At 49.4% G+C, this 25,460-nt stretch carries 23 protein-coding genes and 1 riboswitch; of the genes, 12 read left to right on the top strand and 11 right to left on the bottom strand.

Annotation, left to right across the window (positions count from 1 at the left end):
• On the bottom strand, nucleotides 1-909 hold the full coding sequence (locus tag B3M90_RS09810; protein WP_290783853.1) for an AAA family ATPase: 909 nt from the start codon (nucleotides 907-909) through the stop codon (nucleotides 1-3).
• Between the two features lie 224 nt (nucleotides 910-1,133).
• Between B3M90_RS09810 and B3M90_RS09805 the strand changes: the two genes are divergently transcribed.
• Nucleotides 1,134-1,361, top strand: coding sequence for a hypothetical protein (locus B3M90_RS09805; RefSeq protein WP_290783851.1), 228 nt, complete (start codon nucleotides 1,134-1,136; stop codon nucleotides 1,359-1,361).
• A 33-nt stretch (nucleotides 1,362-1,394) separates the two neighbouring features.
• On the opposite strand, the gene B3M90_RS09800 is transcribed toward B3M90_RS09805, so the two are convergent.
• From B3M90_RS09800 to B3M90_RS09760, 9 genes are all read right to left on the bottom strand, one after another.
• Nucleotides 1,395-1,610: a DUF3006 domain-containing protein gene (locus tag B3M90_RS09800; RefSeq protein WP_214853815.1), complete on the bottom strand. Its 216-nt coding sequence runs from the start codon at nucleotides 1,608-1,610 to the stop codon at nucleotides 1,395-1,397.
• 21 nt (nucleotides 1,611-1,631) lie between these two features.
• On the bottom strand, nucleotides 1,632-2,495 hold the full coding sequence (locus B3M90_RS09795; RefSeq protein WP_251137842.1) for a ComEC/Rec2 family competence protein: 864 nt from the start codon (nucleotides 2,493-2,495) through the stop codon (nucleotides 1,632-1,634).
• Entirely contained in the window at nucleotides 2,489-3,040 is a 552-nt protein-coding gene (locus B3M90_RS09790) for a histidine phosphatase family protein (RefSeq protein ID WP_035407960.1), read from the bottom strand. The genes B3M90_RS09795 and B3M90_RS09790 overlap by 7 nt, the downstream gene beginning before the upstream one ends.
• A gap of 52 nt (nucleotides 3,041-3,092) precedes the next feature.
• On the bottom strand, nucleotides 3,093-3,887 hold the full coding sequence (locus B3M90_RS09785; RefSeq protein ID WP_290783847.1) for a DUF3307 domain-containing protein: 795 nt from the start codon (nucleotides 3,885-3,887) through the stop codon (nucleotides 3,093-3,095).
• Nucleotides 3,884-4,531 carry a hypothetical protein gene (locus B3M90_RS09780; protein ID WP_214853822.1) on the bottom strand — a complete coding sequence of 216 codons (648 nt, stop codon included), beginning with the start codon at nucleotides 4,529-4,531 and terminating at the stop codon, nucleotides 3,884-3,886. The genes B3M90_RS09785 and B3M90_RS09780 overlap by 4 nt, the downstream gene beginning before the upstream one ends.
• Before the next feature lie 285 nt (nucleotides 4,532-4,816).
• Nucleotides 4,817-5,287: an NUDIX domain-containing protein gene (locus tag B3M90_RS09775; protein ID WP_251137843.1), complete on the bottom strand. Its 471-nt coding sequence runs from the start codon at nucleotides 5,285-5,287 to the stop codon at nucleotides 4,817-4,819.
• A 297-nt stretch (nucleotides 5,288-5,584) separates the two neighbouring features.
• A complete protein-coding gene (gene parC / locus B3M90_RS09770; RefSeq protein ID WP_290783844.1) occupies nucleotides 5,585-7,990 on the bottom strand; it encodes a DNA topoisomerase IV subunit A in 2,406 nt (801 codons plus the stop codon).
• Nucleotides 7,983-9,953, bottom strand: coding sequence for a DNA topoisomerase IV subunit B (gene parE, locus B3M90_RS09765; protein ID WP_035407952.1), 1,971 nt, complete (start codon nucleotides 9,951-9,953; stop codon nucleotides 7,983-7,985). Before parE ends, parC begins: the two co-directional genes overlap by 8 nt.
• 178 nt (nucleotides 9,954-10,131) lie before the next feature.
• Nucleotides 10,132-10,533, bottom strand: a complete 402-nt coding sequence (locus B3M90_RS09760; protein WP_035407950.1) for a CoA-binding protein — start codon at nucleotides 10,531-10,533, stop codon at nucleotides 10,132-10,134.
• A gap of 429 nt (nucleotides 10,534-10,962) precedes the next feature.
• Here B3M90_RS09760 and B3M90_RS09755 point away from each other — a divergent pair, with 429 nt between their 5' ends.
• From B3M90_RS09755 to B3M90_RS09715, 9 genes are all read left to right on the top strand, one after another.
• Complete coding sequence (locus B3M90_RS09755; protein ID WP_290758487.1) at nucleotides 10,963-12,003, top strand: tyrosine-type recombinase/integrase; 1,041 nt, start codon at nucleotides 10,963-10,965, stop codon at nucleotides 12,001-12,003.
• Between the two features lie 30 nt (nucleotides 12,004-12,033).
• Nucleotides 12,034-14,643 (top strand): DEAD/DEAH box helicase, encoded by a 2,610-nt coding sequence (locus tag B3M90_RS09750; RefSeq protein WP_290783842.1) that lies wholly within the window; start codon nucleotides 12,034-12,036, stop codon nucleotides 14,641-14,643.
• The gene (locus tag B3M90_RS09745) at nucleotides 14,640-15,170 is read left to right on the top strand and encodes a glycerol-3-phosphate acyltransferase (protein WP_290783840.1); all 531 of its coding nucleotides are present in this window, start codon (nucleotides 14,640-14,642) and stop codon (nucleotides 15,168-15,170) included. The genes B3M90_RS09750 and B3M90_RS09745 overlap by 4 nt, the downstream gene beginning before the upstream one ends.
• A gap of 13 nt (nucleotides 15,171-15,183) precedes the next feature.
• Entirely contained in the window at nucleotides 15,184-16,734 is a 1,551-nt protein-coding gene (locus B3M90_RS09740) for a GNAT family N-acetyltransferase (RefSeq protein WP_290783838.1), read from the top strand.
• Nucleotides 16,735-17,025: 291 nt separating this feature from the next.
• The gene (locus B3M90_RS09735; protein ID WP_035407916.1) at nucleotides 17,026-17,697 is read left to right on the top strand and encodes a 50S ribosomal protein L25/general stress protein Ctc; all 672 of its coding nucleotides are present in this window, start codon (nucleotides 17,026-17,028) and stop codon (nucleotides 17,695-17,697) included.
• A 96-nt stretch (nucleotides 17,698-17,793) separates the two neighbouring features.
• Nucleotides 17,794-17,893, top strand: a riboswitch (TPP riboswitch).
• A 100-nt stretch (nucleotides 17,894-17,993) separates the two neighbouring features.
• Nucleotides 17,994-18,566 carry an ECF transporter S component gene (locus B3M90_RS09730; RefSeq protein ID WP_214853841.1) on the top strand — a complete coding sequence of 191 codons (573 nt, stop codon included), beginning with the start codon at nucleotides 17,994-17,996 and terminating at the stop codon, nucleotides 18,564-18,566.
• On the top strand, nucleotides 18,563-20,092 hold the full coding sequence (locus B3M90_RS09725) for an ABC transporter ATP-binding protein (RefSeq protein ID WP_290783836.1): 1,530 nt from the start codon (nucleotides 18,563-18,565) through the stop codon (nucleotides 20,090-20,092). Before B3M90_RS09730 ends, B3M90_RS09725 begins: the two co-directional genes overlap by 4 nt.
• Nucleotides 20,064-20,786 carry an energy-coupling factor transporter transmembrane component T family protein gene (locus B3M90_RS09720; RefSeq protein ID WP_290783834.1) on the top strand — a complete coding sequence of 241 codons (723 nt, stop codon included), beginning with the start codon at nucleotides 20,064-20,066 and terminating at the stop codon, nucleotides 20,784-20,786. Before B3M90_RS09725 ends, B3M90_RS09720 begins: the two co-directional genes overlap by 29 nt.
• Before the next feature lie 55 nt (nucleotides 20,787-20,841).
• Nucleotides 20,842-21,873 (top strand): NAD(P)/FAD-dependent oxidoreductase, encoded by a 1,032-nt coding sequence (locus B3M90_RS09715; protein ID WP_290783832.1) that lies wholly within the window; start codon nucleotides 20,842-20,844, stop codon nucleotides 21,871-21,873.
• Nucleotides 21,874-21,944: 71 nt separating this feature from the next.
• On the opposite strand, the gene B3M90_RS09710 is transcribed toward B3M90_RS09715, so the two are convergent.
• Nucleotides 21,945-22,763 (bottom strand): alpha/beta fold hydrolase, encoded by an 819-nt coding sequence (locus tag B3M90_RS09710; RefSeq protein WP_290783830.1) that lies wholly within the window; start codon nucleotides 22,761-22,763, stop codon nucleotides 21,945-21,947.
• 154 nt (nucleotides 22,764-22,917) lie between these two features.
• Here B3M90_RS09710 and B3M90_RS09705 point away from each other — a divergent pair, with 154 nt between their 5' ends.
• Together B3M90_RS09705 and B3M90_RS09700 are read left to right on the top strand one after the other, a co-directional pair.
• Complete coding sequence (locus tag B3M90_RS09705) at nucleotides 22,918-24,186, top strand: hypothetical protein (protein WP_290783828.1); 1,269 nt, start codon at nucleotides 22,918-22,920, stop codon at nucleotides 24,184-24,186.
• Entirely contained in the window at nucleotides 24,183-25,460 is a 1,278-nt protein-coding gene (locus tag B3M90_RS09700) for a hypothetical protein (protein WP_290783826.1), read from the top strand. The genes B3M90_RS09705 and B3M90_RS09700 overlap by 4 nt, the downstream gene beginning before the upstream one ends.

Here is a 25,460-nt window from a genome sequence, read left to right as displayed (position 1 = left end):
TTACACCTCAGTCGGAACGGTGAGTGAATCGAGAACCTGCTGGACGAGACGTTCGTTCGACAACTTCAACGTCGCTTCGAGTGTCAGGACGAGTCGGTGAGCGAGAAGTGGTGTCGCTAAGTGTTTGACGTCCTCTGGTGTGACGTACGTCCGCTCCTGCATCCAAGCGCGTGCTTTTGCTGCTTTTAAGAGTGCGAGTGTCGCTCGTGGACTCGGCCCGATCTCAACGTCACGATGGGCGCGGAGTGCATCACAGACATCGAGTAAGTAGTTTTCGACGCTGTCTTCGATCGAGACGGCGACGACTTCCTCTTTCCAGTCATTGAGTTGTTCGAGCGGAATCTGTAGTTCGGCTGCTGTTAAGTGCGCTCCACGTAATAATGCCTTCTCCGCCTGACGTGTCAGCGGAGCGAACGACAACTTGAACAAGAAACGGTCGAGTTGGGCATGCGGCAGCGGGAATGTACCGTGTCCATCAAACGGATTTTGTGTCGCGATGACAAGAAAGTGTTGCGGTAACGTATAAGACATATCGCCGATCGTCACTTGTCCTTCCGCCATTGCCTCGAGCAATGCTGATTGTGTTCGTGGCGTCGTCCGGTTAATTTCATCGACGAGGACGATATTCGCGAATAGCGGACCAAACCGTTGTTCAAACGATCCTGTCAGCGGGTTGAACAGCTCCATCCCAAGTAGATCAGTAGGTAACGTATCCGCTGTACATTGAATACGTGAGAACTTCGCTTCGAGTGTCTGCGCCAGCGCTTTTGCTAGTGTCGTCTTACCGGTCCCCGGACGGTCTTCGAGCAACACATGGCCTTCCGCGAGCAAGCCCATCAATAAATGATCAATCACATCGTCCTGACCAAGGACAGATTGTTTGAGTGATGTCCGTAACGTTTGAAACATGGATGATTCCCCCTTTAAGATACATCGTATTTCTAAAGTGTACGAAAATTCAGAAAAAACTGCTAGTGATTTTCCAGGAATCACGCATAAAGAAATACGTCTACCTTTTATACTACCATTTTCATCCAAAAGTTTCGTGAAATATCAAAAACATTGAAACAGGATTAGGAAGTCATTGATCGAATAATGTATTTAGGGTTGCTAAGATAAGGAGGAATGGACTCATGAAACCATACACTACGGAATCCGATACCACTCCAGTCGTTCAACATGACGTCGTCCATAGTCCGCTCGATGATTACCAACGCATCGTTTCCGGAGGTCCCCCGAATCGTCGTGCCTTTTCCGCGATCCGTCGACTCCCAATCGGATTACGTTTGCTTACGTATACGCTTGGTTTCTTATTCACAGCAAGCATCCTCACTGGACTCATCATCAGTCTACTTGATTAAAAAAGACTCCCTCAGCGCACCGAGGGAATCCCATCATTCTTCAAAGAGATCATCCATCAGCTCGGTGATCTCTTTTTTACGCACGTTCGTCTCATCGCGTAAGATTCGAATCGAGCGTCCGCTCCAATCGAGTCGGTCGCCAATCGTCGCTTGGCGCGGTAAACGACTTTTCGGTAACGTGATCGTCTCACGGTCGTCGGTCTCACAAATTGCTAGATCATCTTCAAAATCAGCTACGGTCAATCGCATCTGATACACCTCCGCGTCTCGTTATTCCGGTCGTAAATCAGGCCGGTTTGATTCCTTGATACCGTCACCAGTCGAGATATACTGAATCGTTCCACTTTGATCGGTTCGGTCAATCGTAATCCGTTCTGCCTTCAGTTCTTGTAAGACGGAAGGACGTGGATGACGATAGGCATTGTCCTTTCCGGCTGAGATCAAGGCACGTTTTGGTGATACAGCTTGTAGGAAGGGCAGGGAGGACGATGTGTCTGCCCCGTGATGTCCAAGCTTTAAGACATCAGCACGTACATCGGCGTTTGACTCGAGTAATTGTCGTTCCGTTCGGATCGGCGCGTCGCCCATGAAGAGGAAGCGGTCTTGTCCATGTTCGACCCGGAGGACGGCACTCCAGCTGTTAAGATCCTGTGTCCCGTCTGTTAGAGGAGCAAGGAACGTAAAGCGTGCGGCTTCACTCGGTATTTTAAGACCTGCCTTAACTGACTTGATCGTCACCCCTTCGCGTTTGACGGCAAGGAGGAAATCGCGATACGTCTCCGTCGTATGCGTGACTCGCGGGGCATAGACGCTGTCGACTGGAAAGGCATCGAGGACGGTATCGAGTCCACCGATATGATCGGCGTCCGGATGTGTCGCAATGACCGCTGTTAAGCGTTTGATACCCAATTTTTGCAGGTAGCGGACGACATCTTCGCCTTTGCCGTTATTCCCACCATCAATCAAGATCGCATCTTCCTTCGTTCGGATGAACGTACTATCTCCTTGACCGACGTCAAAACCATAGATCTCCATCTGTCCTGCCGTCGGGGCAGGGGGTGCTTCGTCCCGTGTCGTATAGAAGATGACGATTAAACAGAGTGCTAATAGAATCGTTGATCCCCATTTCAACATGTCGGTTCCTCTTTCTCGAACAGATACAGCATGCCATTGCGCGGATGACCGAACCGTGGTCCGCTGTAACCGCGTCGTTTTAAGGCAGCGCGCATCAGGATCATCATGCCGCCGTGACCGACGAGTAGAACCCGTTCGTCGTCTTCGAACATTAATTGATTTAAGAGCACTTCAATCCGTTCATTCGCATCCTTGATTTCGGCTTGTATTCGTTTACTGAACGGGGCTGCGAATCGACCGAGAACCGCCCAGCCGAGGAACGGTAATCGGAGATTCGACCGAATCGTCGGAAACGGCACTTCACGCAGCAGATCCGTCACGATGATTTCTTGATCATAAACGCTTTGCGCCGTCTGGACGGCACGCGGCATGCTACTGGCATAACAGACTGTCCAGTCAATCTGACCGAGCTCGACCGGTTGAATATCGATCTCTGACGTATCATACCGTTCAATCCATTTTTCAATATCGCTAGCGCTAATCCAGCCTTTCGTCGGATATCCTTCCGTCACCCGGTGATGCCTGACTAATCCAATTTGTTTCATATGCCGTACGACGGATTAAACCTAAACCGTCTCCCTCACTTTCATTCATCGTTTACAAAGCGACACGGATCGCCAGTCCACATAAAATCGCTCCTAAGATACTGAGCAAGCTCCCGATGATGTAATATTCCGCAAAGCGGCGATCTTCAAACTGTTTAAAACGAGCCAGTGCCTTCAAGGCAATGATGAAGCCAATGGCTCCAGTTGCATTCGTGACAACGAGCAGGGTGATGATTGCGCGTTCGACGAGACCGATATAACGTCCGATCCCGCTTAATTCCGTCGTATAACTGCGTGCAGAATCTTCGACTTCGTGCGTGACGGTCCGCGAGATGCCATCTAATTGCTCTTTGCGTGTCACTTTCCGCTCGAAATGTGCTTCAATCAATCGCGGGGCGAATGGTGCGAGCATCAAGGCGATTCCGTGACCGAGTAACTCCGTCGTCACTAAACTAAAGCAAAGAATCCACAGGATCTGCTCCGGTCGCGAGAACGACAACGACCAATCGATCGAAACGAACACCCATGTCAAGGCGATGATGGCAGCGATATGTAACGCTTGATCGATCCAGTACGCTACTGCTTGTTTGACGCGGCGTTTGAGCGGGGAAGCATCGAGTAGGGCGTGAAACACGAGAATGCTGCCTCCAAGCCATCCGGCGATGTCGATGGTCAATTCCCCTTGGATGACGAAGAACGCAAGCACAAGTAGCATCAGAGCCGCATGAACGGCAAGATGTTGGAGTAAGATTCGTTGGTGTCGATGTTTCAATTGCGCCATTCGTTTCGTCTGTAATGGAAAATCAGCAAGTAGATGGACAAGTAAAAGACTAAGTAAGACGGTCACCGAATCGCCTCCCAGACTTGGAATTGCTCCAGTGCCTGGGTCAAGGCAGCTTCAAGTCGCTTCCGTTGCTTACGTTGCGAGCGGGAGACGAGTTTTGCGACATTTACGCGGGCATCTTGTTCCTTGAAGCCCATCTTCAGTCCGATCTCCTCATACGTATCATCTGGATATCGATCCATCAACCGGTGCAGTTCAATCTGACGGTCCGTCTTCCCGAAGTAAGCCGGATACAGCATCTCGAGATAACCGTTCAGCAGGGCGGTCGGTAAGTAGGGCGGTCCAGCAAAAGCAATCCGCGATGGAAGCGTCTTCGCCAGTTTCTGTGCTTCAAAGGCATGAATGATTGCACTACCATTGGCTTCTTCAGCCCGCGTCGTCGAAATCGTCTCATATTGACCAAATCCAATCCCGATGTAACCTGGCAATTCTTGATTCAATAAGTGCAGAATGACCGGATAACTAACCGGATAATCTGCGAATACCGCTAGTAAACTATCGCCGGATTTGATTTGAAACGGAACGATACTCAATGGAAATGCTGTATTCAGATCGTTCGCGAGTACACGAAGCCCTTGAAGTAATGCTTCTTTGCTCGGATAATCGCGGGAGCCTTTGACATCAAACGACAAAGCAACAGCTTGCATGACGATTCCTCCTGTTCATTTGTTACCGCAATCATGGAAACATTTAATTTGTTACCGTTAAAAAGGTAACATTTGCAGTGTTACTGTTATTAGAGTAACAAAGAATAAGGAGGAAGACCAACAGGACGATAGACCGATTTTTAAATGGCAGGGGGATAAATGGATCTGACTAAAATATCATTTTTTTATTCAAGTTAACATAACATATATTATCAATAGTTATGAGAATTCGTCTCATAATAAAGGTAAACTTAAGATAGTGAGACAAAATAAAAAAACACGGGGTTAACCGTGTTTTCGACAATCATACGGACGTGTTCGTTCCAATCGATGAATCAAACGATCCAAGAATATATGATGGCGGCGTTCGAGTTGCGTGATCCGTTCAAGCGGCAACCACGCAAAATCAAAGAAATCACCGCAATCCTGACCGTCACCAGCAACACAGTGCGTCCAGCGGTTCTCTTGGCATTCGATGTGCGCATGATAGAAATACGTGTAATGCACCCGCATTCGCTCCGGATAGCGCATCTCTTCTTCGCCGATGTACTGGACGGATGTTAACGAGAGACCACTTTCCTCAAGCGTCTCACGGACAGCCGCTTCTTTTGCGATTTCAGCATCTTCGATCGTACCTGCAGGAATCTGCCAATCACTCTCAGGAGCCGATTGTGGATGAAAAACAAGTAGTTCCCATCCGTTAGGTTTTTCCCGAGTGATATAGATTGCTACTTTTTCGCGACGTCTGAATTTCATCTTCATCACCTCTCCAAGGTCGGCAGATTGCACAACAAGCAGCTAAAGGGACGGTCCCGTAGCTGCTTGATCAATTGACGCTATAAGCAAAGCTGCGGAGACGCGTGACCCGACGCTTGTTCGTGACGAATCGTGACCTGACTATTTCTTCTATTGTAGCCGTTATTGGTCAGTGTTTCAATTTGTAAACGATATTTCTCGCGATAAATCTCAAAATTCCGAGCATTTGTCTCAAAATCCCCTCTCCTGCCCTGCTAAATCTAAAAAAGCTCCCCCGTTATCCGGAGGAGCCTTATCTCATCGTGTATACCAGTCGAGCAATGGACCGAATTTCTCTTCATCATAGGCGAATGAACCGTTCGATAAGCGGTCGAGGAACGATAACGAACCGATTTGGATCGTTTTCTCCTGCTCTTTCCCGCTGAGAACTAATTCCTTTGCTTGCGTGACATCGATCAATGCTGCGACCCGGTGTGGTTTTGATTTCAAATCACGCAGTAACTGTAAGCCACGTAGCGCACGGCTCGAGACTTGGAACTGATCCGCGAGACGCATCTTCTTCAAGGCACCCCGTTGCGTCAAAAGAACGATCTGCGGCGCTTCCTTGAAGCCGATCGCACCCGCGACGACGTCCTGATCCTTCAGGTTGATCGCCTTGACACCAGCGGCCCGGACACCGACGACCGGGACGTCATCTTCCGTGAACCAGAGTCCGAAACCGTTCTGTGTCGCAAGGAACAGGTCCGTTTGACCCGTCGAGACCTGAGCGTACAAGACTTCGTCATCTGCCTTCAGACGGACGCCTTGGAGTGGTTTTGACTTCCGCTGTGCATTGTAATCACTCAGTTTCGAGCGTTTGACCATCCCTTGACGGGTAACGAACAAGCAGTGGTGAGCTTCATCGAACGAGCGGACGAGATCCGCTGAAAGAACCCGGTCACCCGGTTCGAGAGGGACGAGGTTTGCGACGTGTTGACCGCCATCTTTCCATTTCGTATCCGGCAATTGGTGGACCGGAATCAGCAAGTAGTTTCCGCGAACGGTCCAGACGATCAAGTGATCGGTCGTCATCGCTTGCCCTTGGAGCAACGGACGATCCTGTTCCTTCAAGTCCGGCAAGTCGTTCGAGGCACCGAATGAACGGAGTGATGAACGTTTGACGTAACCGTTCTTCGACAGGAAGACCATCGTTTCCTCGACAGCGATCATGACTTCCGTCTTCAGCTTCAGTTCTTCAACTTCCGCTTCGATCGTTGAGCGACGTTTGTCCGCAACTTGTTCTTTCAAGACCGTCAATTCCTTGACGATGAGACGATTACGTGTCTTTTCATCGTTGAGGATCTTCTCAAGACGAGCGATCTCCTTCTCGAGTTTCGCTGCTTCTTCCTGCAACTCGACGATATCGGTATTCGTTAACCGGTAGAGTTGAAGCATGACGACGGCTTCCGCTTGACGGTCCGTGAAGTTGAAGCGCGCGATCAGCTTCTCCTTCGCATCTGCTTTATTCGATGCAGAACGGATCAAGGCAAGTGTCTCATCGAGGACAGAGATCGCTGTCATCAAGGCGGAGACGACTTCCTGGCGGCGTTTCGCTTGCTCAAGATCAAACGCCGTCCGACGGATGACGACTTCCTTGACGTGTGCGAGATACGCATCAAGGAGCGTCAAGACGCCCATTTGCCGCGGTGTCCGCTCGTGGATCGCGACCATGTTGTAGTTATAGGCAATTTGTAAGTCAGTCTGTTTGAGGTAGAAGTGTAAGACACCTTCTGCGTCCGCTTCCTTCTTCAACTCGATGACGACCCGTAAGCCGTCGCGGTCGGTCTCATCACGGACTTCAGCGACACCTTCGACCTTTTTATCAAGACGGAGTTCTTCCATCCGTTTAACGAGATTCGCTTTATTGACCTCATACGGGAGCTCCGTGATGACGATTTGCTGGCGACCGCCCCGCAGTGTCTCGATCGTTGAGCGCGAGCGGATGATGACTTTCCCGCGTCCTGTCTCGAACGCCTTCTTGATGCCGTCAAGCCCTTGGACGACACCACCAGTCGGGAAATCAGGACCTTGCATGTGCGTCAATAAGTCATCGACGTTCTGGACCGTCCCTGAGATCCGACCGATCGCAGCATCGAGGACTTCTCCCGCGTGATGCGGTGGAATCTCGGTCGCGTAACCAGCGGAGATCCCCGTCGAACCGTTCATCAGCAGGTTCGGCAGTAGTGATGGTAAGACGAGCGGTTCCTCCGTCGTATCATCGAAGTTGAGCGTGTAATCAACGGTCTGTTTGTTGATTCCGTCAAGAATGAGACTTGAGACTTTCGACAGACGGGCTTCCGTATACCGCATCGCTGCCGCACTATCGCCGTCGATTGATCCATTGTTTCCTTGCATATCGATCAACGGATAGCGGAGTTTCCACTCTTGGCTCAAGCGGACCATTGCTTCATAGACCGATGAGTCACCATGCGGGTGGTAGTTACCGATGACGACGCCGACCGTCTTCGCCGATTTTCGGTAAGCACGGTCGAACAGGTTGCCTTCCGTATGCATCGCATACAAGATCCGGCGTTGAACCGGTTTCAGACCATCTCGGGCATCCGGTAAGGCACGATCTTGAATGATATATTTCGAATAACGACCAAACCGGTCGCCGACGACTTGCTCGAGCGACAGGTTCAGGATGTTTTGTAGATTAGACATGTTCGTTCACACTCTCTTTCGTCACGTGCTCATTCTCGATGATCGAGAGGTCTTCTGCGAGACCGAAGGCGACATTGTCCTCGATCCACGTCCGGCGGTGTCCGACGTTATCTCCCATCAGGACAGAGACGCGTTTTTCCGCTACGGCAGCATCGTCGATCGTAACCCGAATCAACGTCCGTGTCTCGGGATCCATCGTCGTTTCCCAGAGCTGCGGTGCGTTCATCTCCCCAAGTCCTTTGTAACGCTGGATCATATAACCTTTACCGAACTTCTTCGTCGTTTTCTTAAGCGTCTCTTCGTCCCAGACGTATTCGAACTTCTCCGATTTGCCTTTCCCTTTTGAGACACGATAGAGCGGTGGTAAGGCAACGAAGACCTTCCCAGCGTCGATCAACGGACGCATGTAGCGGAAGAAGAAAGTCAGCAATAAGACTTGGATATGCGCGCCATCGGTATCGGCATCGGTCATGATGATGACTTTATCGAAATTACAATCTGACAAGTCGAAATCAGCTCCGACACCGCCGCCAATCGCGTGAATGATCGTGTTGATCTCTTCATTCTTCATGATATCGGCAAGTTTCGCTTTCTCTGTGTTCAAGACCTTCCCACGAAGTGGAAGGATTGCTTGAAACGTCCGGTTTCGTCCTTGTTTCGCAGAACCACCTGCAGAATCACCCTCGACGAGGAACAATTCATTCTTGTCCGCGTTTTTTGAAGCCGCAGGCGTCAGTTTTCCGTTCAAGATGCTCGAACGTTTTTTCTTTTTCCCGTTTCGTGCTTCTTCGCGCGCTTTCCGTGCCGCTTCCCGGGCTTGCGCAGCGCGAATTGCTTTTTTGATTAACAGCGTCGCCGTTTGCGGGTTTTCCTCCAAGTATGTCGAGAGACGACGACTGATGACAGCGTCACAGCTCGTCCGCGCTTCCGGTGAGCCGAGTTTCGACTTCGTTTGTCCTTCGAACTGGAGGAATTCTTCTGGGATCCGGATCGAGACGATCATCGTCAACCCTTCGCGGATATCATTTCCGTCAAGGTTCTTATCCTTTTCCTTCAAAAGCGTGTTTTTCCGGGCATATTCATTCATGACCCGTGTCATTGCTGTTTTTGCCCCGACTTCATGTGTGCCGCCGTCGCGTGTCCGGACGTTGTTGACGAACGAAAGGACGTTTTCCGAGTACGCATCCGTGAACTGGAAGGCGATATCGACTTCGATCTCATTTTCCGTTCCTTCGAATGCAACTGTCGGATGAAGCGTATCTTTATCATCGTTCAAGTACTGAACGAATTCGCTGACACCGTCTTGGTACTGGAAGATGTCCTGTTTGTCGGACCGTTCGTCCGTCAACGTAATCTTCAGACCTTTTAGCAAGAAGGCTGATTCGCGTAAGCGTTCCGCAAGCGTATCGTAGTTGTATGTCAACGTACTGAAGATCGAGCCATCTGGTTTAAAGTAGACGCTCGTTCCTTTTTGACGCGTCGTACCCGTTTCAAGCAACGTCGTCTTCGGAATCCCGCCGTTTTCAAACGTTTGCTCATATTGTTTCCCGTCACGGAAGATCGTTACTTTCAAATCCGTTGATAAGGCGTTAACGACCGACGCCCCGACGCCGTGTAAGCCACCGGACGTCTTATATCCACCTTGACCGAACTTACCACCGGCGTGAAGGACCGTGAAGATGACTTCAGCAGTCGGTTTTCCCGATGCGTGCATCCCCGTCGGCATCCCACGTCCATGGTCACGGACCGTGATCGCATTATCTTTATGGATCGTGACATCAATTTGTTCCCCGAATCCTGCGAGTGCTTCATCGATCGCGTTATCAACGATCTCGTAGACGAGATGGTGAAGTCCACGGTGATCGGTAGAACCGATATACATACCAGGGCGCTTCCGGACTGCTTCGAGTCCTTCGAGCACCTGTATGGCATCATCATTGTAGTTATTTAAGTCTGTCGCCATTCATTTCACCTCAAAATTCAAAATTACGACGTCGTTTTTACAAACGTTCGTTCGTTATTTCAAGTAGTCTGTCTCTAATTGTAGGCATCTTCTTGCTTCCTGACAAGCATAACCTGTAATGGGCATGAAAAAAGACACCTTCACGAACGGGTGAAGATGCCTAAAGTCGTGCGATGATTCACAGGTATTGATGCTCGATTTTGATGCAACGATTCTCAATATATGGAATGCCAGCGCCGAGCGCCAGGCTCTCTGCTTCGACACTTGAGAGACCCAGTTGATTCCAAATCATCCCGACGTCACCGTGAGCGACAGCATCTTTCGCGACATCCGCCAAAAACTCAGACCGACGGAAAACGTCAACGATATCGATGTGTCCTGGAATGCTTGCAACACTTGGATAGACTTTTTGACCGTTCCACTCGTTTAACGTTGGATTGACCGGAATGACTTCGTACCCGTGTTGAACCAAGTAGTCAGCAATCCAGTTCGCCGTCTTCCCAGAATCACTTGAGACACCGACGACGGCAATGCGTTTTGCATCCTTCAAATACTGACGTGCTTCTTGATCGGTAATCATTTAGAACTCCCCCTTATGAAAATAACTCTTACCTAACACTCTATACCCGAACCAAGATGAAGTATGCGAAATCGAGCACGTTTTCGTCGTTTTTCAGAAATCGTCTTGAAATCAAATGAGTCGACCAATGACCCATCAGACGTCTTCTCGATGCAACTGAGAGCGAAATTGACTATTCATTCTTTTTTAGTGATTTAGGTGACATAATACTATTATTGTTATTAAATAGACTCTACAACCCTTAAACCTCTAAAAATAAGTTAAATTATCACGTGCATCGAGTTGACCAACGACCCGTCTATCACCTTGTCGATGCAACTGAGCGCTCCCTGTCTGACAATTTAACATTGCGTGAAATAACTATTTCACGCAAACAAGTGTCTGACGTACCAACGTTTGGTATACTACTACTAGAGGGGTGATTGTCGGATGAGTTTATTTAAAAACCTAGGAAAAACGATACATAAAACGACCGTTTCGGCTACAGCACCAGCGATTCCCGGTTATGAGCGGATGCCACGCTTCATTCAGTCCTATTTAGATCAGTTAACAGCCAAACATTTCTCATTAGCAACGATGCGCCGCTACGTCTACGATTATGAGGCGTTCTTTCAATTCGTCGCTGCGGCGTCAGGTGAAGAGGTAACAGCGCGAGATATTCCGCTTGAAGCATTCGTCGAGATCGATGCAGCAGGAATCGAAGCCTACGCCGAATACCTTGCCTTAACGAAACAAAATGCACCGAGCGTCATCAACCGGAAGTTATCAGCGTTACAGTCACTGTTTCGTTATTTGGTCGATACCGGTCAGTTGTCGGAAAACCCGGTCGCCAAAGTCAATCGACCGAAACAAGCGAAACGGGAACCGGTTTATCTGACAAAACGCGAATGGGATGAATTGATTCAGTTGTTACCGTCAAACGTCGAGATGAATGCCCGGGAAGCATCACATTATGAACGCGATCGCGTCCGCGACGTGACGTTGTTTCAATTACTTGGCTACAGCGGGATGCGTCTCAGTGAGATGACTCAACTCGTCTGGAACGATGTTGATTTCCACGAAAACACGCTCCGCGTCATCGGGAAAGGTAACAAAGAACGACTGATTCCGCTCGCAAAACCAGCCCGAATCGCCTTGCGCAAATACGCGATTCATTATCAGATGCCAACGAGCGGCGCAGTGCCTGTCTTCCAAAAACACGGGAAACCACTCAGTCCACGAGCGGTCCAGCATATTTTGCAGCGGCACACGGAACGACTGAAGCCAGTCCTGCCCTTTTTAGAGCGCAAAAAAATTACACCGCATAAATTGCGGCATACGTTTGCGACACGTCTTGCGACCGGTGGGGTCGACGTCCTGACGATCCAGCAGCTACTTGGTCACGAATCCGTCGCAACGACACAAGTCTATGCCCATATCGGTGATTCCGAGAAAAAACGCGCCGTCGATTTATTTGATGGTGAACGATAATAATATTATGTTAACTAAAGGAGGAATCTCATGAATTACGGGCTCAGTGAACGCAAAATCAAACAGATGTCTGATGCCTATGCCTTTCGACGGGGAAAAAAGTATGTCGCCGCCCGTAAGGTCACGTTGCACAATTACCGGATGGGTGACGAGCTGATCGAAGCGAGCGTCGACGGCGAGGAACGATTCACGGTCACCGTTCGCGTTAAAGCGCACGGTGTCGACGCTGGATGCAACTGTCCGTCACTTGCGATGGATACGTCATTTTGTGGGCATATCGTCGCTGTTTTGCTGGCGATGCATCATGTGCAGGCACACGGCACACCAACACCGCTCTCGCCGCAAATCCGCCCTTTTACGGCAATTCAAGTCGACGACGCAGGCGCGCGCAAATATTTACGCAGTCTCACACCTGATCGTCGGGTGGCGATTCATTTCGAACTGACTGGACCCGTCGTGACGCTCAAACGATTGACGGATAAACAGCAGCATCAACTGTCCCTGCCCTACTTCGATCGTTTGCTTGGACAGACGGAGTATTTGCAGCGGGTTGCCAATGTTTCGTTCAGTCCTGATTTACAGGAACGGATCGTTTCCGGTACGCCGATCGTTAAGCTCCATCTCGATCGAACGGCTCAGAAAGTTGAAGTCCGCGTGTCGTTTGATTATCAAGGGATTCAGCTGAATCCACTCGACGAGACGATTTATGCTGGACGGGATCAAGTAACGGAGCAAAGTGTCTTACGCTATTTAAGTGAATTCCAAGCGACACCATCGAATTCGCACTATGTCATCACCAGTGATGCCGCGCAGTATGCTTTTTTGCGGAGTCTGCTTGACGAACGGGTTGCGCTCGGTCAACTGGAGTTATTTGCAACGCAAGCCATCCGAACGACGTTACCAAAAGGACCCTTTCATCCGCGGATCGAAGTCGACGTGACAGACCGCCTCGACTGGCTTGTGTTCAACTTTTCGATGGACGGAATTCCGGAAGACGAGCTGAAACGTGTCCTGAAGTCGCTCATCTTACAAAAACGCTATCACCGCTTGAAATCCGGACAGTTCGTATCTTTAGAGGCACGGGCCTTTCAGCAGTTGCAACGGGTTCTCGCCCAGATGGAAGCGAGTGAACGCGACTTACGCGACGGACGACTCGTCTTACCTGCCGTCCGGAACATGAAGCATCTGATCGGTGCCTCCATCCTGCATCTCCATGCCGATTTGCTCGAGAAATGGTTCGAATTGAAATCCGGACAAGGATTCCGGCTCGACTTGCCGAATTCGTTAGAGTCACGACTCTATCCGTATCAACGGACGGGCATTCAATTTCTGAAGAATTTGGACGCGCACGGATGTCACGGCATCTTGGCCGATGAGATGGGGCTTGGAAAGACAATTCAAGCGATTTGTTATGTAGCAACGATTTCGGATAGTCGTGCACTGATCGTCGTACCGGCATCACTGCTCCGCAACTGGGAGGCGGAACTGAAGCGCTTTTTACCCGGTCGACCGGTTCATGTCGTGACGGGATCTCAAACTAGCCGACTTTCCGAACTAAAGTACTTGGCTGAAAACACAGTGACGATCGTCTCCTACACGACGCTTCGGACCGACGTCCGTCGCCACCCTGTATATGACGTCGTTTTCTTTGATGAAGCACAGCACTTGAAGAATCCGCAGTCACAAACGGTCAGTCAACTGCGACATCTGCAAGCAAAACGCCGGTTCGCCTTGACGGGAACTCCACTTGAGAATCGACCGCGCGATATCTGGTCGATCTTCCATGTCTTGTTTCCGGAATTACTGCCGGATTTAGCGACGTTTGAGAAATGGTCGTTTGATGACATGCAACAATTCATTCAACCATTTTTATTACGGCGTGAGAAAAAAGATGTCTTACAGGACTTACCAAAGAAGCAGATCGAGCATCATTATGTCGAGCTCGGACCGAATCAAAAACGATTATATGCGTCGTATCTCGCCAAATTGCAACTCGAGACGCTGCAGCATTTAGACGAAACGAAACGTGAAGATCGTTTGAAGTTACTGGCGGGCTTAACGCGGTTGCGGCAAATTTGCAACGATCCGGGATTATTCGTCGAGGGGTACACAGGGGAAGCAACGAAACGAACGCGTCTGCTCTCACTGATTGCAGAAAAACGAGCAGCCGGAAAACGGATCTTGATCTTCTCACAGTATACGCAAATGCTCGAGCGCATTCGTTCGGATCTCGCGCAACGTCACCTCCCCCACTTCCTATTGACGGGTGAGACACCGCTCGAAGACCGGGTCGCGTTATGCGACCGGTTCAATGACGGTGAAGTCGATCTCTTCTTGATTTCGCTGAAAGCTGGCGGAACGGGACTCAACCTCGCCTCCGCTGATACCGTCATCCTGTTTGACAGCTGGTGGAATCCGGCCGTCGAACAACAGGCAGCCGATCGCGCCCATCGGCTTGGACAACAGTCTGACGTGACCGTCATCAAATTGCTGACACGCGGAACGATCGAAGAGAAGATGACGGAATTACAAGATCGAAAAGCCAAAATGGTCGATGCCGTCCTGACGGCTCCAGACAGTGACGCCTTGACCGTCAAGGAACTCGTTCATCTCGTAACGACAAAGGAGGAACAACGGTGATCCTTGATCTCCTGCTTGGTTATCTCATCGGTAGCATTTTAGGTGGTACGCTCTTTAAGTACATTAGTCGTACCGATTTGGCACAGGTCGGTTCCGGAAACATCGGTGCCCGCAATGCCCATCGTGCCGGTGGGCTTCCGGCTTTTTTATTCGTTTATCTGTTTGATGCCGCGAAGACAGTCTTTGCGTTGCAGATCACTGACACGTTTTATCCGGTCGCCCTCGCCGTGCTCATCGGTCACTTGTTTCCGTTGTTTCACCCACGACGCGGCGGTAAAGGGTACGCTGTATTTTCCGGAATCGTCTTCGCTATCACGCCATGGGCATATCTTGCCGGATTAGGCATACTCGGTTTGTCTTATCTCGTAACGAAAGATAGTGTCAAAGCGGGGCTTATTCCGGTCGTTTTACTTCCGTTACTACCCGTCTTCTTAGACGCAGGGTCAGTCAATATCTTGTGTACCGTTGCCGTAAGTCTACTTGTCCTGTGGGCTCATGATGCACTCCACAAGACAGCCATTACATAAGGAGGACGTCTCCATGATCGACTTTTCCATTGCAACTGCGGACGACGCGGAAGCAATCCATGAATTGAACTACCTCACCTTTACAGAAGAGATTCCGCAACATCAACCGAACATCGAACGGAAACGAATTGATCGATTCCATGATCAGAACACTTACTTGATCGGTAAGGAAGACGATCGACTCGTCGCGATGATCGCCATTCGAAAGCATCGTCCCTTTTCGCTTGAGGAAAAGGGCGTGACGCTAGACGAGACACTGACGGACCCAGCGGAAATCCGCTTACTTAGCGTTCGTCCCGAATACCGCAATAGTCGTACGTTCATGCAATTGATGCGCTTTTTAATGGTCTACCTCGAGCGGGAGACGATTGATCATGTCTATATCAGTGGTACGACGCGGGAAGCAAAACTATACGCGCGGTTCGGCTTCACACCGATTGCAGCGACGCTTGGTAGTGGTGACGCCCAGTTTGTACCGATGTTGTTGTCGCGCGCAACATACGAACGATCCGTCATCGCGGATGTCTTACGTCCCCTGCATTTTCTAGCCGGTCCGGTCGAGGTTGCGCCGACGGTCCGTCAAGCGGCGCAACAAGCACCGCGTCCACACCGGACGGCCTCGATGCGTCAGCTCGATCAAGATTTACGTGGCCGAATGTGTCAGTTGCTGGATTTGCCACATGTCTCGATGGCCGTCGGCAGCGGTACGCTTGCCAATGATATTGTCGCGCAACAACTCACTGGGCATGGATTGATCCTAAACGGTGGCGAGTTCGGTCAACGCTTGATTGACCATGCGGCACGTGCCGGCAAGTCTTTTGATGTCCATACGCTTCCCCCCGGTCACCCGATCGACTTGGGGCTACTCGCTCATCAATTGAGGCAAACGGCATACAACTGGATCTGGTTGACGCATTGTGAGACGTCAACAGGTGTTCTCTACGATCTTGATGCAGTAAAAGTGCTGTTAGATCAACGAACCGCACTCGTCGTCGATGCGATCAGCGCTGTTGGAACCGGACATTTCTCATACGCTGGCTGCACTTTCGTCACGACTGTTTCCGGGAAAGCGATTGGTGGTTTACCGGGTCTTGCGTTCATTGGTCACGCAGATCGCGTCCTACCTTCTCTCTGTATTCCCCGTTATCTGGATTTAGGGCTCTACGCGGAAGGGGTTGCCTTTTCCGGCTCGTCGAACCTGTTGCTTGCCTGTCAGGCAGCGCTTGATGCCCTCGATCTTAATCAAGCAGCAATCAAGATGACCTATCTCGAACAAGCCGTCCGCGCAACTGGATTCCAACTCCTCGCACAACAAGAAGCACAAGCGCCGGGAATACTGACGATCGTTCATCCGTCCGCAACTGATTTAGGCGACGCTCTGCGCATTCAGGGGTATCACGTCCAGTACGAAAGCGACTATCTCGTTTACAATCAGTGGCTGCAAATTTCGACGATGGGACAGACGACGATGCGGCAAATTGAGCGTCTCGTTCGTGTTTTAGTTCGTGAAAATCAACGAATCATCATAAAGAATGAAAAAAACGAAAGACCTCTCAACCCCTGATTTCAAGCGGTTTGGAGGTCTTTCGACTTCAAAAAGATAAAAAAAGAGGTTTATGGATTTAAAACACAGGGGTATAAACTCATTAGCACCGCATCAAACCGGTGACTTACTCACACATGTTTCTCAATATCAGCGTAATGACCTGGGAGAGAAATGCAAAGTCACGAAAGCGTCAGATTCATGAGAGTCTGAAACCGATTGTCTTAGCATGATTCATATTGTTCAGGATTCGTCCTGCTCCTACATTCATTACCTTTTGAGGGCTATACCAAATTCAAGGGGGAAATGAACATGTCAGTTAATTTAACAGCCGAAAAACGCGAGGTACGTCCACGCTCACTCCGTAAACAATTGCGTCATGAAGGAAAAGCTCTTGGCGTCGTGTATGGTTACAAAGTGGAAAGTACACCAATCGCATTTGAAGAAAAAGAATTGCTTAAAATCGTCCGAGAAAACGGTGAAAACGTCTTGATTTCACTCAAACTCGACGGTAAAAATATTAACGTCTTGATCAATCGCCGTGATATGGATGTCTTCACACCAACAGTCGATCACGTTGAATTCATCGCCGTGAAAATGGATGAAGAAACAGAAGTCGAAGCAGACGTTGTACTTGTTGGCGAAGCAGCCGGTGCAAAAGTTGGTGGTTTCCTATCACAAACACTCTTTAAAGTAACAGTCGCCGCTACACCAGATAAATTACCAGAGAACGTCGAAGTCGACGTCACGAACCTCGAAATCGGCGATTCGATTTCTGTAGCCGATCTTCCAGAACAAAAAGATTTCCGCATCGTTACAGAAGGCGATATTCAAGTCGCAGCTGTCGTCGAATCGACACTCGAGCAGGATCTTGAAGAAATCGAAGAAGCAGAGGCACAAGCAGAAGCTGGCGAAGACAACGAAGCGGAAGCAACAGAAACGTCTTCAGAAGAAACAGCTGAAGAGAACGAAGACAATAAATAAGTCGTTTAACGATACGCCCTTTGCGGCGTATCGTTTTTTTTGTGTCTTGACAACAGACGCTGGATTGCCTAAAGTGAACAGCGTATCACCTATTACCATATCCACTAGGGGAGCCCAATTGGCTGAGACGATTCACTTCGGACCCTTCGAACCTGATCTAGTTCATACTAGCGTAGGAAAGTGGAGCGATCACATCCAATGACTCCTGCTGCGCGCAGTTTTTCTGAGGACCGCTCTCTTTTTTACGGAGGGCGGTCTTTTTTGGCGTCTCCCCCATTCAAAGGAGGACGTATCTAATGCAACACTGGAAGATGAAAGAAATCATGGTCATGATGATGCTCGCCGTCGCTTGCGGCGTCATCTATCTTGGTTGGTCAACACTCTGGTTACCGATCTCAGCGATCTTCGGTCCTGTCGGTGCCAACTGGATGTTTGGCATCTGGATCATTGCGAGTCCGCTCGTCGCAGCAATCATTCAAAAGCCAGGTGCCGCTTTAATTGCGGAAGTCGTCGCGGCAGCCGTCGAACTGTTCACAGGTAGTCATTTTGGTTTATCCGCTCTTCTGATCGGAGTCTGCCAAGGACTTGGTGCGGAACTCGTCTTCGCGATGACGCGTTACCGTCGTTATGACACATGGACCTTGATGTTATCGGGTGTCGGAGCCGCGATTGGTAGCATCGTTTATAGTCTAATCGCGAACGGATTCGGTTACTACACAACGACGACGTTGCTTGCGACAACTGGCTTACAATTGATCAGCGGCGCATTACTCGGTGGCTTGCTTGCAGCCATTCTCGTCCGTCGCCTTGTTGCGACCGGTGTCTTGAACGGGTTTGCGGCAGGACGAGCGAAACGGAACGTCGCATGATTACTGTCGACGACCTCAGCATCCGCTATCCGGGTCAGATAAAATCGGTGCTCGATCATGTATCGCTGACGATCGAGTACGGGACGACCCTTTTGCTTGGTCGCAGTGGGAGTGGCAAGACGACATTACTTCATGCCCTTGCCGGACTGACACCGGAAACGATTGAAGTCGAACAGACTGGAACTGTTACCCGCTCTGGTTCGGTCGGAGTGCTGTTCCAAAATCCAGAAGAACAGTTTTGTATGGAGACGATCGGACGGGAAATCGCTTTTAGTTTAGAAAATCGCTCGATTCCACGCGTGGAGATGGATGAACGAATTGAACGCTTACTCGCACTCGTCGGTCTCCCTCTCCCCTTCTCGACACCGATCGCGAGTCTATCCGGAGGAATGAAACAGCGTCTCGCGCTCGCAGCGGTCCTAGCACTTGAGCCGACGATCTTATTACTCGATGAACCAACGGCTCAGATTGATCCAATCGGACAACATGAGCTGATGGCGTTGATTTTTCGGATTCAAAAAGAACACGATTTAACAATCGTCTTGATCGAACACCAACTTGATGTCTGTTTGCCGTACGTCGACCAAGTCGTCTTACTTGAGGACGGATCGATTACTGCGACGGCGGATCCACGGGATCTGTTCCCGCAGGATTACAAAGAGCTTCAAACGAAAGGTATTGCCGTTCCCTCTTTGTATCCGTATACGTTAGAGACGTTACCCATAGATGGACCGCAAGCGGCGCGACTTCAGGTGCCTTCCGCTGTCGCTACAGCTGGGCGCTCTTTGTTACACGTCGCTGCATTATCGACGAAAGCACCATATCCGTTGACCGATGCGACATTTTCCATGCAGACAGGAGAATGGGTGATGCTGCTTGGGGCAAATGGATCCGGGAAAAGTACATTGCTTGCGACACTCGGGCGGTTGCTTCCCAATCGTGGAACGTATCAGCTCCAGGGGCGTCCGGTTCATCGTTACTCCCGGCGTCGCTTTTATGAGCACGTTGGCTATGTCTTTCAACAACCGGATCTGCAGTTTCTTAAGCTGACGGTCGAAGCGGAAATCGACTGGAGTCACCGGGCAGCGACGAATGTTAAGCGCGCGGCGTTGCTTGAACGGCTGGAACTGACATCTGTCAAACAGCAGTCACCACTTGCTCTTAGTACGGGGCAACAACGACGGCTCAGCGTCGCAACGATGCTCGGACAAACGAAAGACTTGTTGTTGCTCGATGAACCGACCTTCGGACAAGATGGATTGACGACACGACGCTTAATGGAACAGTTACAGATGGAACAACAGAACGGTACGACACTCGTCATGGCGACGCATGATATGGAGCTCGTCGCCCGGTATGCGGATCGTGTCCTCGTCATGGAGCAAGGACGGATTGCTTTTGACGGTCGCCCAAGCGAGTTATTCGCTGACGTTCCATTACTCGAGCGCTGTCAGCTACAACGTCCACTTTCGTACCAATTCCAGGAGGTGAAACGTGATGCAAACGAACGTGTCCCCGTTCGCTGAACTCAATCCCGTCATTAAGGGAAGCGGATTGTTTTTGATCATGTTTGCCTTGATTGCAACGAATGACTGGGTCAAAACGTTAGTATTCCTGAGTTTTGCTATCGCACTGCTACTCCTCTCCGGATGGGGTCCTTTTGATTTCTTGAAGCGACTTGCGCCGTATAGTCTATTATTCTTATTGACGTTCTGGATGATGGCGGCTTTCGGCAAAGGAACGAATACTCTTTGGTCGTTCGGTTGGTTTCATGTCACGTCGGAAAGCGTCGCGCACGGCTGGTTACTTGCCTTGCGGATGGCCACGTTCGTCTGCCTGAGCCTCGCTTTCGTCACGACGACCGATGCGACCCGTTTCGTAATGAGCTTGATCCATCAGGCGAAGTTATCGCCCCGCTTTGCTTACGGATTCCTTGCCGGGATTCGCTTTCTGCCGCAACTGGTCGAAGAAGTCCGCGTTTTGCGGCAAGTCCGGATGATTCGCAATGTGCACAGTCGCTTTCCTGGTGATGGATTTCTTTCAATTGGCTTACCGCTCTTCTCACGGTCGATCCAGCGGGCAGAACGGATGGCGATTGCTCTCGAAGCCCGTCACTTTTCAGCAGAGCGAACGTATTACGAGGTACCGGTCGTTCAGCGTCAGGATATTATTTATCTCGTGGTCATCCTCCTATTCATCAGTCTTGTCTTTTGGCTATGATTACCGCCACCCGTATCCGGGTATACTCTAGCAAGACAGATTGAAGGAGAACGACATGAAACGTATCCTCTTGATTGGTGCAGGTCACGCTCACCTGCATTGCATTACACACGGACCAACAGAAGACGTCGAATGGCTGGTCCTGAACGCCTCGACGTACCAATATTACTCGGGCATGTACTCTGGACTTGCTGACGGAACATACGACATGGATGAGATGCGTATTGACGTCGCCGCCTTATGTCGTGCCTATGATAAACCATTCATCAAGGAGACCGTCATCAAAGTCGACCCTGTTGAAAAGGTCGTCTTCGGTGCATCCGGCAGACGTTACACCTATGACGTCGTCTCAACGAATATCGGTTCATTCGACTGGTCGGAAGATACGACGCGATTATCGATTAAACCGAACTACCGGTTACCGGATACATTAAAGCGACTGCAACAAGCAAAGCGTCCGGTCGTGATTGGAAGCGGACCAGCTGCCGTCGAGATGGCGGCGTCCTTGAAAGCGGCGGGTGTACCGATCACATTGATCACGGATCGAGATATCCTTTCTCGTCATCCGGCAGCGGAAGCCATTACGAGACGGTTAAAAGAACTCGGAGTGTACTGGATCAGGGAACGTCCTATAGATGACGAACTACCACTCCGCTTTAAGCAACACCCACCAATCGAGTCAGATGCAATCGTCCGCTTGACGGGTGCCAAAGCTCCGGCATTGTTTGCAGACAGCAATCTCTTCACGGAAAACGGATTTTTACTCGTCAATGAACAGTTACAAGCGCTCGATCATCCAAGCTTGTTTGCTGCGGGTGACGCGGCGACCCTCGTCGCCTACCCCGACATTCCGAAGAATGGTGTCACGGCTGTCCGACAAGCGCCAATTTTGCTTACGAACCTTTTACGATACCTAGAGGAAGAAGCACTGCAAATCTATCGTCCGCAAACGAACTATTTGACGATTTTATCGATGGGACCGCGTCATGCGGTTTCCCTATATGGTCGTCATTATTCGACTCACCCGTTCGGTTGGTACCTGAAGCGCTGGATCGATCAACGGTTCATGCGGAAGTATCGCTCTTAAAAGCGTGCGCCGGCGCACGCTTTTTCTGTACACAAAAACAAGCCATGGACGCGTGTCCATGGCTTATTAAATTAGACGGTTTGATTTCCTTTAACGTACGTCAGTAATGTCTCGTTGAACTTCTCTTGTTCGTCAAGTAACATCCCGTGTCCACTCTCTTCGAAGACTTCGAGTCGCGCATGTGGGATTTCCTTTTGCATCTCTTCCGCAAACTCGAACGGACAGACTTGGTCTTTTTTACCGTGGATGATCAACGTATCGACTTTGATGTTCTCGAGTTTTCCACGTAAGTCTTCGTCACGCAATGCGATTGCTGACTGAATCGTTCCGTGGGATGAAGCGGCGATGCTAAGACCATGGAACCATTGTTGTAGCGGTTCTGGATGCTCCTTCGCAAAGAAGATTTCCCCGAATCCTTTGAGCATCGACGGACGATCCTGTTTCGTGTCGGCAATCAACGCATCGACTTCTTCTTTTGTCATCCCGTATGGATAACCGTCGCGTTGCGTAAAGACCGGTGCCGCAGCTCCCGCAAGAACGAGCTTACTGACTTTTGAATCCCCGTAGTGCAAGAGATAGGACAAGGCGATTCCTCCTCCCATCGAGAAGCCAAGCAACGTGACATTCGCTAATTTCAGCTGTTCGATGACTTCATTGACATCGGACGCCATCGTCTTATAATCGTATCCCGTTGCCGGTGCATCTGATTTGCCATAACCACGATAATCGATTCCGACGTAACGATACCCTTCTTCGACGAGCAGGTTCTTTTGGTACTCGAACATGTTGTTGTTTGCCGGCCAGCCGTGTAAAAAGACGACCGGTTGACCCGAACCGACATCCTCAACGTAAATCTTCGTGCCATCAACTGCTTGAATGAATGTACCCACCATAAAACCCCCATAGTAATAGATTGACCATGCATGCCTCTATTATTCCCGAGTTAATGGATGTCAAACATCTTGATGTTGAAACGTTATAGAAAATTCTGTCTATTATAGAAAATATGGTAAAATACAGACAATCGTATAGAGGAGGTTTTTCATGAGACGCTATATACATACCAGTATTCTCGCAGGAGCAGTTCTCCTTGCCGGGTGCGGAAAAGAACAATACTTAGATCTTACATATGATGCCAATTACTGGGGCGGTATCTCGACTACCTTTGATGGTCAAGAGATACCGGATCTCCCGAAAAAACAAACGGCGGCTTTGTTGAAGGTTTGTCAGCAAAAACCAGATAAGATGCGCTTGCCAGATCGATATGTGCAACACGAAGGATTTGATTTATACTTCCTACCTCCGAGTGTCCAAGGGCGCGAGTTCCAACACGTTCGTTTCCTGTCAGACGAAAAAAAGGACTATTTGGCGTGTCAGCCGATTCGCCACGCGGATTATGCGGTCCACCAAATCAAGCGCAGTGATTACCCATTCGTCGATTGGTCGAACCAACCGCTTAAAGCTAAATCGACAGACGTTCGCTTTAAGCCTGTCCCAAAAGAAGTGACGGATCAACAAAAACAAGAAAATGAAGAAAGTAAAGACACGAAAGGACTTGGTCGTTACCTTTTCCCATCGTATCAATTGTCCTTACCACCGGAAGGACAATTCGTTCTCTTCATGAAAGACAAAAATAAGGATAAAGAACAAACACTCTTCGAGACGACCGAGTCCCGAGTCGGTTCCGAATTGAATTTAGCTTTTCGTGTCATTCCGAATAGTGGTTTGCAGCACACATCGATTGAACTCATGACCAGTGGTGATCGTATTGGGATTCCATCCGTCATTCAAGACCATGTAATGGGGCAATCATATCAAATCGAGCGAAAGCAACTTCCTGCTACGCTTTCAATGGGACAGACGGTTCCTTTTGCGACTGTTTGGAAGAAAGAAGGAGGCAAAATCGTTCAAGAAACATCGCTATATATGCGTCTCAATCAGACCTACAAAAAACCTGAGAATTACAAATATGGCTTTCTTGATGCATCACCAACCACATATGTCGGCTACATTCACGACTCACCAAAGCAGCTCGTCGATAACGATTTTAAATTCATCTCGGCCATTCCAGATAAACTAGCAAAAAAAATGGCTCAAGAATTAAAAGAGACCGATGTGATGGAGCCACAAGGAACAAAGCTGAAACAGAAAAAATTGACCTTGATCCGCAAAGGAAAAAGTCAAACGTTCGAACTATTCGAACGCAAACGAGCTAAAAAGCTTGAAATCTATGTTGTCAAACCGGGATCAAAGAAAGGTGCGAAGCTGTCAGGTACGACAAGTGAAGCACTTAGTGAGGTGCTCAATCAATGAATAAACGTTACTGGATCGGACTAACACTTGGAGCGACGCTAGCATTAAGCGGTTGTCAAAGTGACGCCCCGAATTTTAAATGGGATTACTTATCACAAATGTATGATGGAGGGCAATTCAACGAAAAAGAATCTCGCACTTTGTCAGCTAAAGAGCGAACCGTCATCCAAAAAACGTGTGCGTCTAAAGCGAGCGATGCACCCGTCAATTACGCAGTCGGTAACATCTATTCCGTCATGATGACGAATCCGTTCGAAGATTATGATAGTCAAACCCAAACCGTTCGTTACGTGAAAGCTGGGAAAAAGACGTATTTATATTGTCAGACATCGTCTAAAGATGGGTATTATCCGTTACCAAAGAAAGAAGACATCTTCAAGAAGACTACTCTGACTCCACAACGGAAGAACTTTAGCATGAAGCCTGTTGTATTAAAAAAAGACGACTGGTTCAATCCTGATGAGAAGATCGCAGACCATTCTGCTCGAAAATTAGAACTTCCAGGATCAGGTTACCTCGTCATCGAGGCAACGGATGTCACAAAAAAAGATGCACGGACGACGACTTTCGCATATGCGAATTCTCTGACACCGTTCACCCGTGATGTCAATCTCTACCTCGTCTACAATCAACAATACGATTCGACATACGACGTTTCGGTTCGTATACCGCAGTTGTATGGTGGACGCCGTGCGGAACACCCGATCCATTCAATGAAACAACCAGGAAAGGTCCGATTCGTTCCGGGTGACGGCACGCCGGAACATTATGGAACGGTCATCGCAACGGAGAAAAACGGATGCGAATTCCGCTACGAATTATCGATTCGCCATACGATGCAACAACCGACTGAACTCCAAGTCCAAGGACCGGATCGTACAACAGACGACGACGTTGCGGAAAACCAAAACGAGACACTGTTCCATCAAAAACAGTTTTCGCATGTCCGTTTTGAAGAAGATGATCGAGGAAATCAGTTTTCGGAAAAAGATATTGATTGGGAAAACATGATCATGATGACAAGTGATGAATCCGGGAAATTAAAAAAAGCGATCAAGACGAGTGAACAGGCTGATGTGCGGGGCAAGAGGGCGAAGTGGAAATACTTGACGTTCCGAAAAGGCGTGACTGGTCAACAGTACGAAGTCTATCTTGATAAACGCGTCAAAAAGACTGACATCTACTTAAAGGATCCAAAGCGTGACGTGTCAATCCACTTATCAGCAACGGGTCGTGACATCATCCTCCCTTTATTCGAGCAGTATGAAAAATGA

This window comes from Exiguobacterium sp. UBA6309 (assembly GCF_002439205.1).
In the GTDB taxonomy this organism is placed as follows: domain Bacteria; phylum Bacillota; class Bacilli; order Exiguobacteriales; family Exiguobacteriaceae; genus Exiguobacterium_A.
Note: the sequence above shows the minus strand (reverse complement) of the source record. Positions and strands in the feature narration are given on the sequence as shown.

Excerpts from the sequence above, each read along its gene's own strand:
- B3M90_RS09720 (WP_290783834.1), top strand. The coding sequence starts at position 20,064 with ATGCAAACGAACGTGTCCCCGTTCGCTGAACTCAATCCCGTCATTAAG.
- B3M90_RS09735 (WP_035407916.1), top strand. The coding sequence starts at position 17,026 with ATGTCAGTTAATTTAACAGCCGAAAAACGCGAGGTACGTCCACGCTCA.
- B3M90_RS09740 (WP_290783838.1), top strand. The coding sequence starts at position 15,184 with ATGATCGACTTTTCCATTGCAACTGCGGACGACGCGGAAGCAATCCAT.
- B3M90_RS09800 (WP_214853815.1), bottom strand. The coding sequence starts at position 1,610 with ATGCGATTGACCGTAGCTGATTTTGAAGATGATCTAGCAATTTGTGAG.
- B3M90_RS09810 (WP_290783853.1), bottom strand. The coding sequence starts at position 909 with ATGTTTCAAACGTTACGGACATCACTCAAACAATCTGTCCTTGGTCAG.
- B3M90_RS09705 (WP_290783828.1), top strand. The coding sequence starts at position 22,918 with ATGAGACGCTATATACATACCAGTATTCTCGCAGGAGCAGTTCTCCTT.
- B3M90_RS09750 (WP_290783842.1), top strand. The coding sequence starts at position 12,034 with ATGAATTACGGGCTCAGTGAACGCAAAATCAAACAGATGTCTGATGCC.
- B3M90_RS09775 (WP_251137843.1), bottom strand. The coding sequence starts at position 5,287 with ATGAAATTCAGACGTCGCGAAAAAGTAGCAATCTATATCACTCGGGAA.
- parE (WP_035407952.1), bottom strand. The coding sequence starts at position 9,953 with ATGGCGACAGACTTAAATAACTACAATGATGATGCCATACAGGTGCTC.
- B3M90_RS09755 (WP_290758487.1), top strand. The coding sequence starts at position 10,963 with ATGAGTTTATTTAAAAACCTAGGAAAAACGATACATAAAACGACCGTT.
- B3M90_RS09760 (WP_035407950.1), bottom strand. The coding sequence starts at position 10,533 with ATGATTACCGATCAAGAAGCACGTCAGTATTTGAAGGATGCAAAACGC.
- parC (WP_290783844.1), bottom strand. The coding sequence starts at position 7,990 with ATGTCTAATCTACAAAACATCCTGAACCTGTCGCTCGAGCAAGTCGTC.
- B3M90_RS09805 (WP_290783851.1), top strand. The coding sequence starts at position 1,134 with ATGAAACCATACACTACGGAATCCGATACCACTCCAGTCGTTCAACAT.
- B3M90_RS09700 (WP_290783826.1), top strand. The coding sequence starts at position 24,183 with ATGAATAAACGTTACTGGATCGGACTAACACTTGGAGCGACGCTAGCA.
- B3M90_RS09730 (WP_214853841.1), top strand. The coding sequence starts at position 17,994 with ATGCAACACTGGAAGATGAAAGAAATCATGGTCATGATGATGCTCGCC.
- B3M90_RS09795 (WP_251137842.1), bottom strand. The coding sequence starts at position 2,495 with ATGTTGAAATGGGGATCAACGATTCTATTAGCACTCTGTTTAATCGTC.
- B3M90_RS09790 (WP_035407960.1), bottom strand. The coding sequence starts at position 3,040 with ATGAAACAAATTGGATTAGTCAGGCATCACCGGGTGACGGAAGGATAT.
- B3M90_RS09715 (WP_290783832.1), top strand. The coding sequence starts at position 20,842 with ATGAAACGTATCCTCTTGATTGGTGCAGGTCACGCTCACCTGCATTGC.
- B3M90_RS09725 (WP_290783836.1), top strand. The coding sequence starts at position 18,563 with ATGATTACTGTCGACGACCTCAGCATCCGCTATCCGGGTCAGATAAAA.
- B3M90_RS09780 (WP_214853822.1), bottom strand. The coding sequence starts at position 4,531 with ATGCAAGCTGTTGCTTTGTCGTTTGATGTCAAAGGCTCCCGCGATTAT.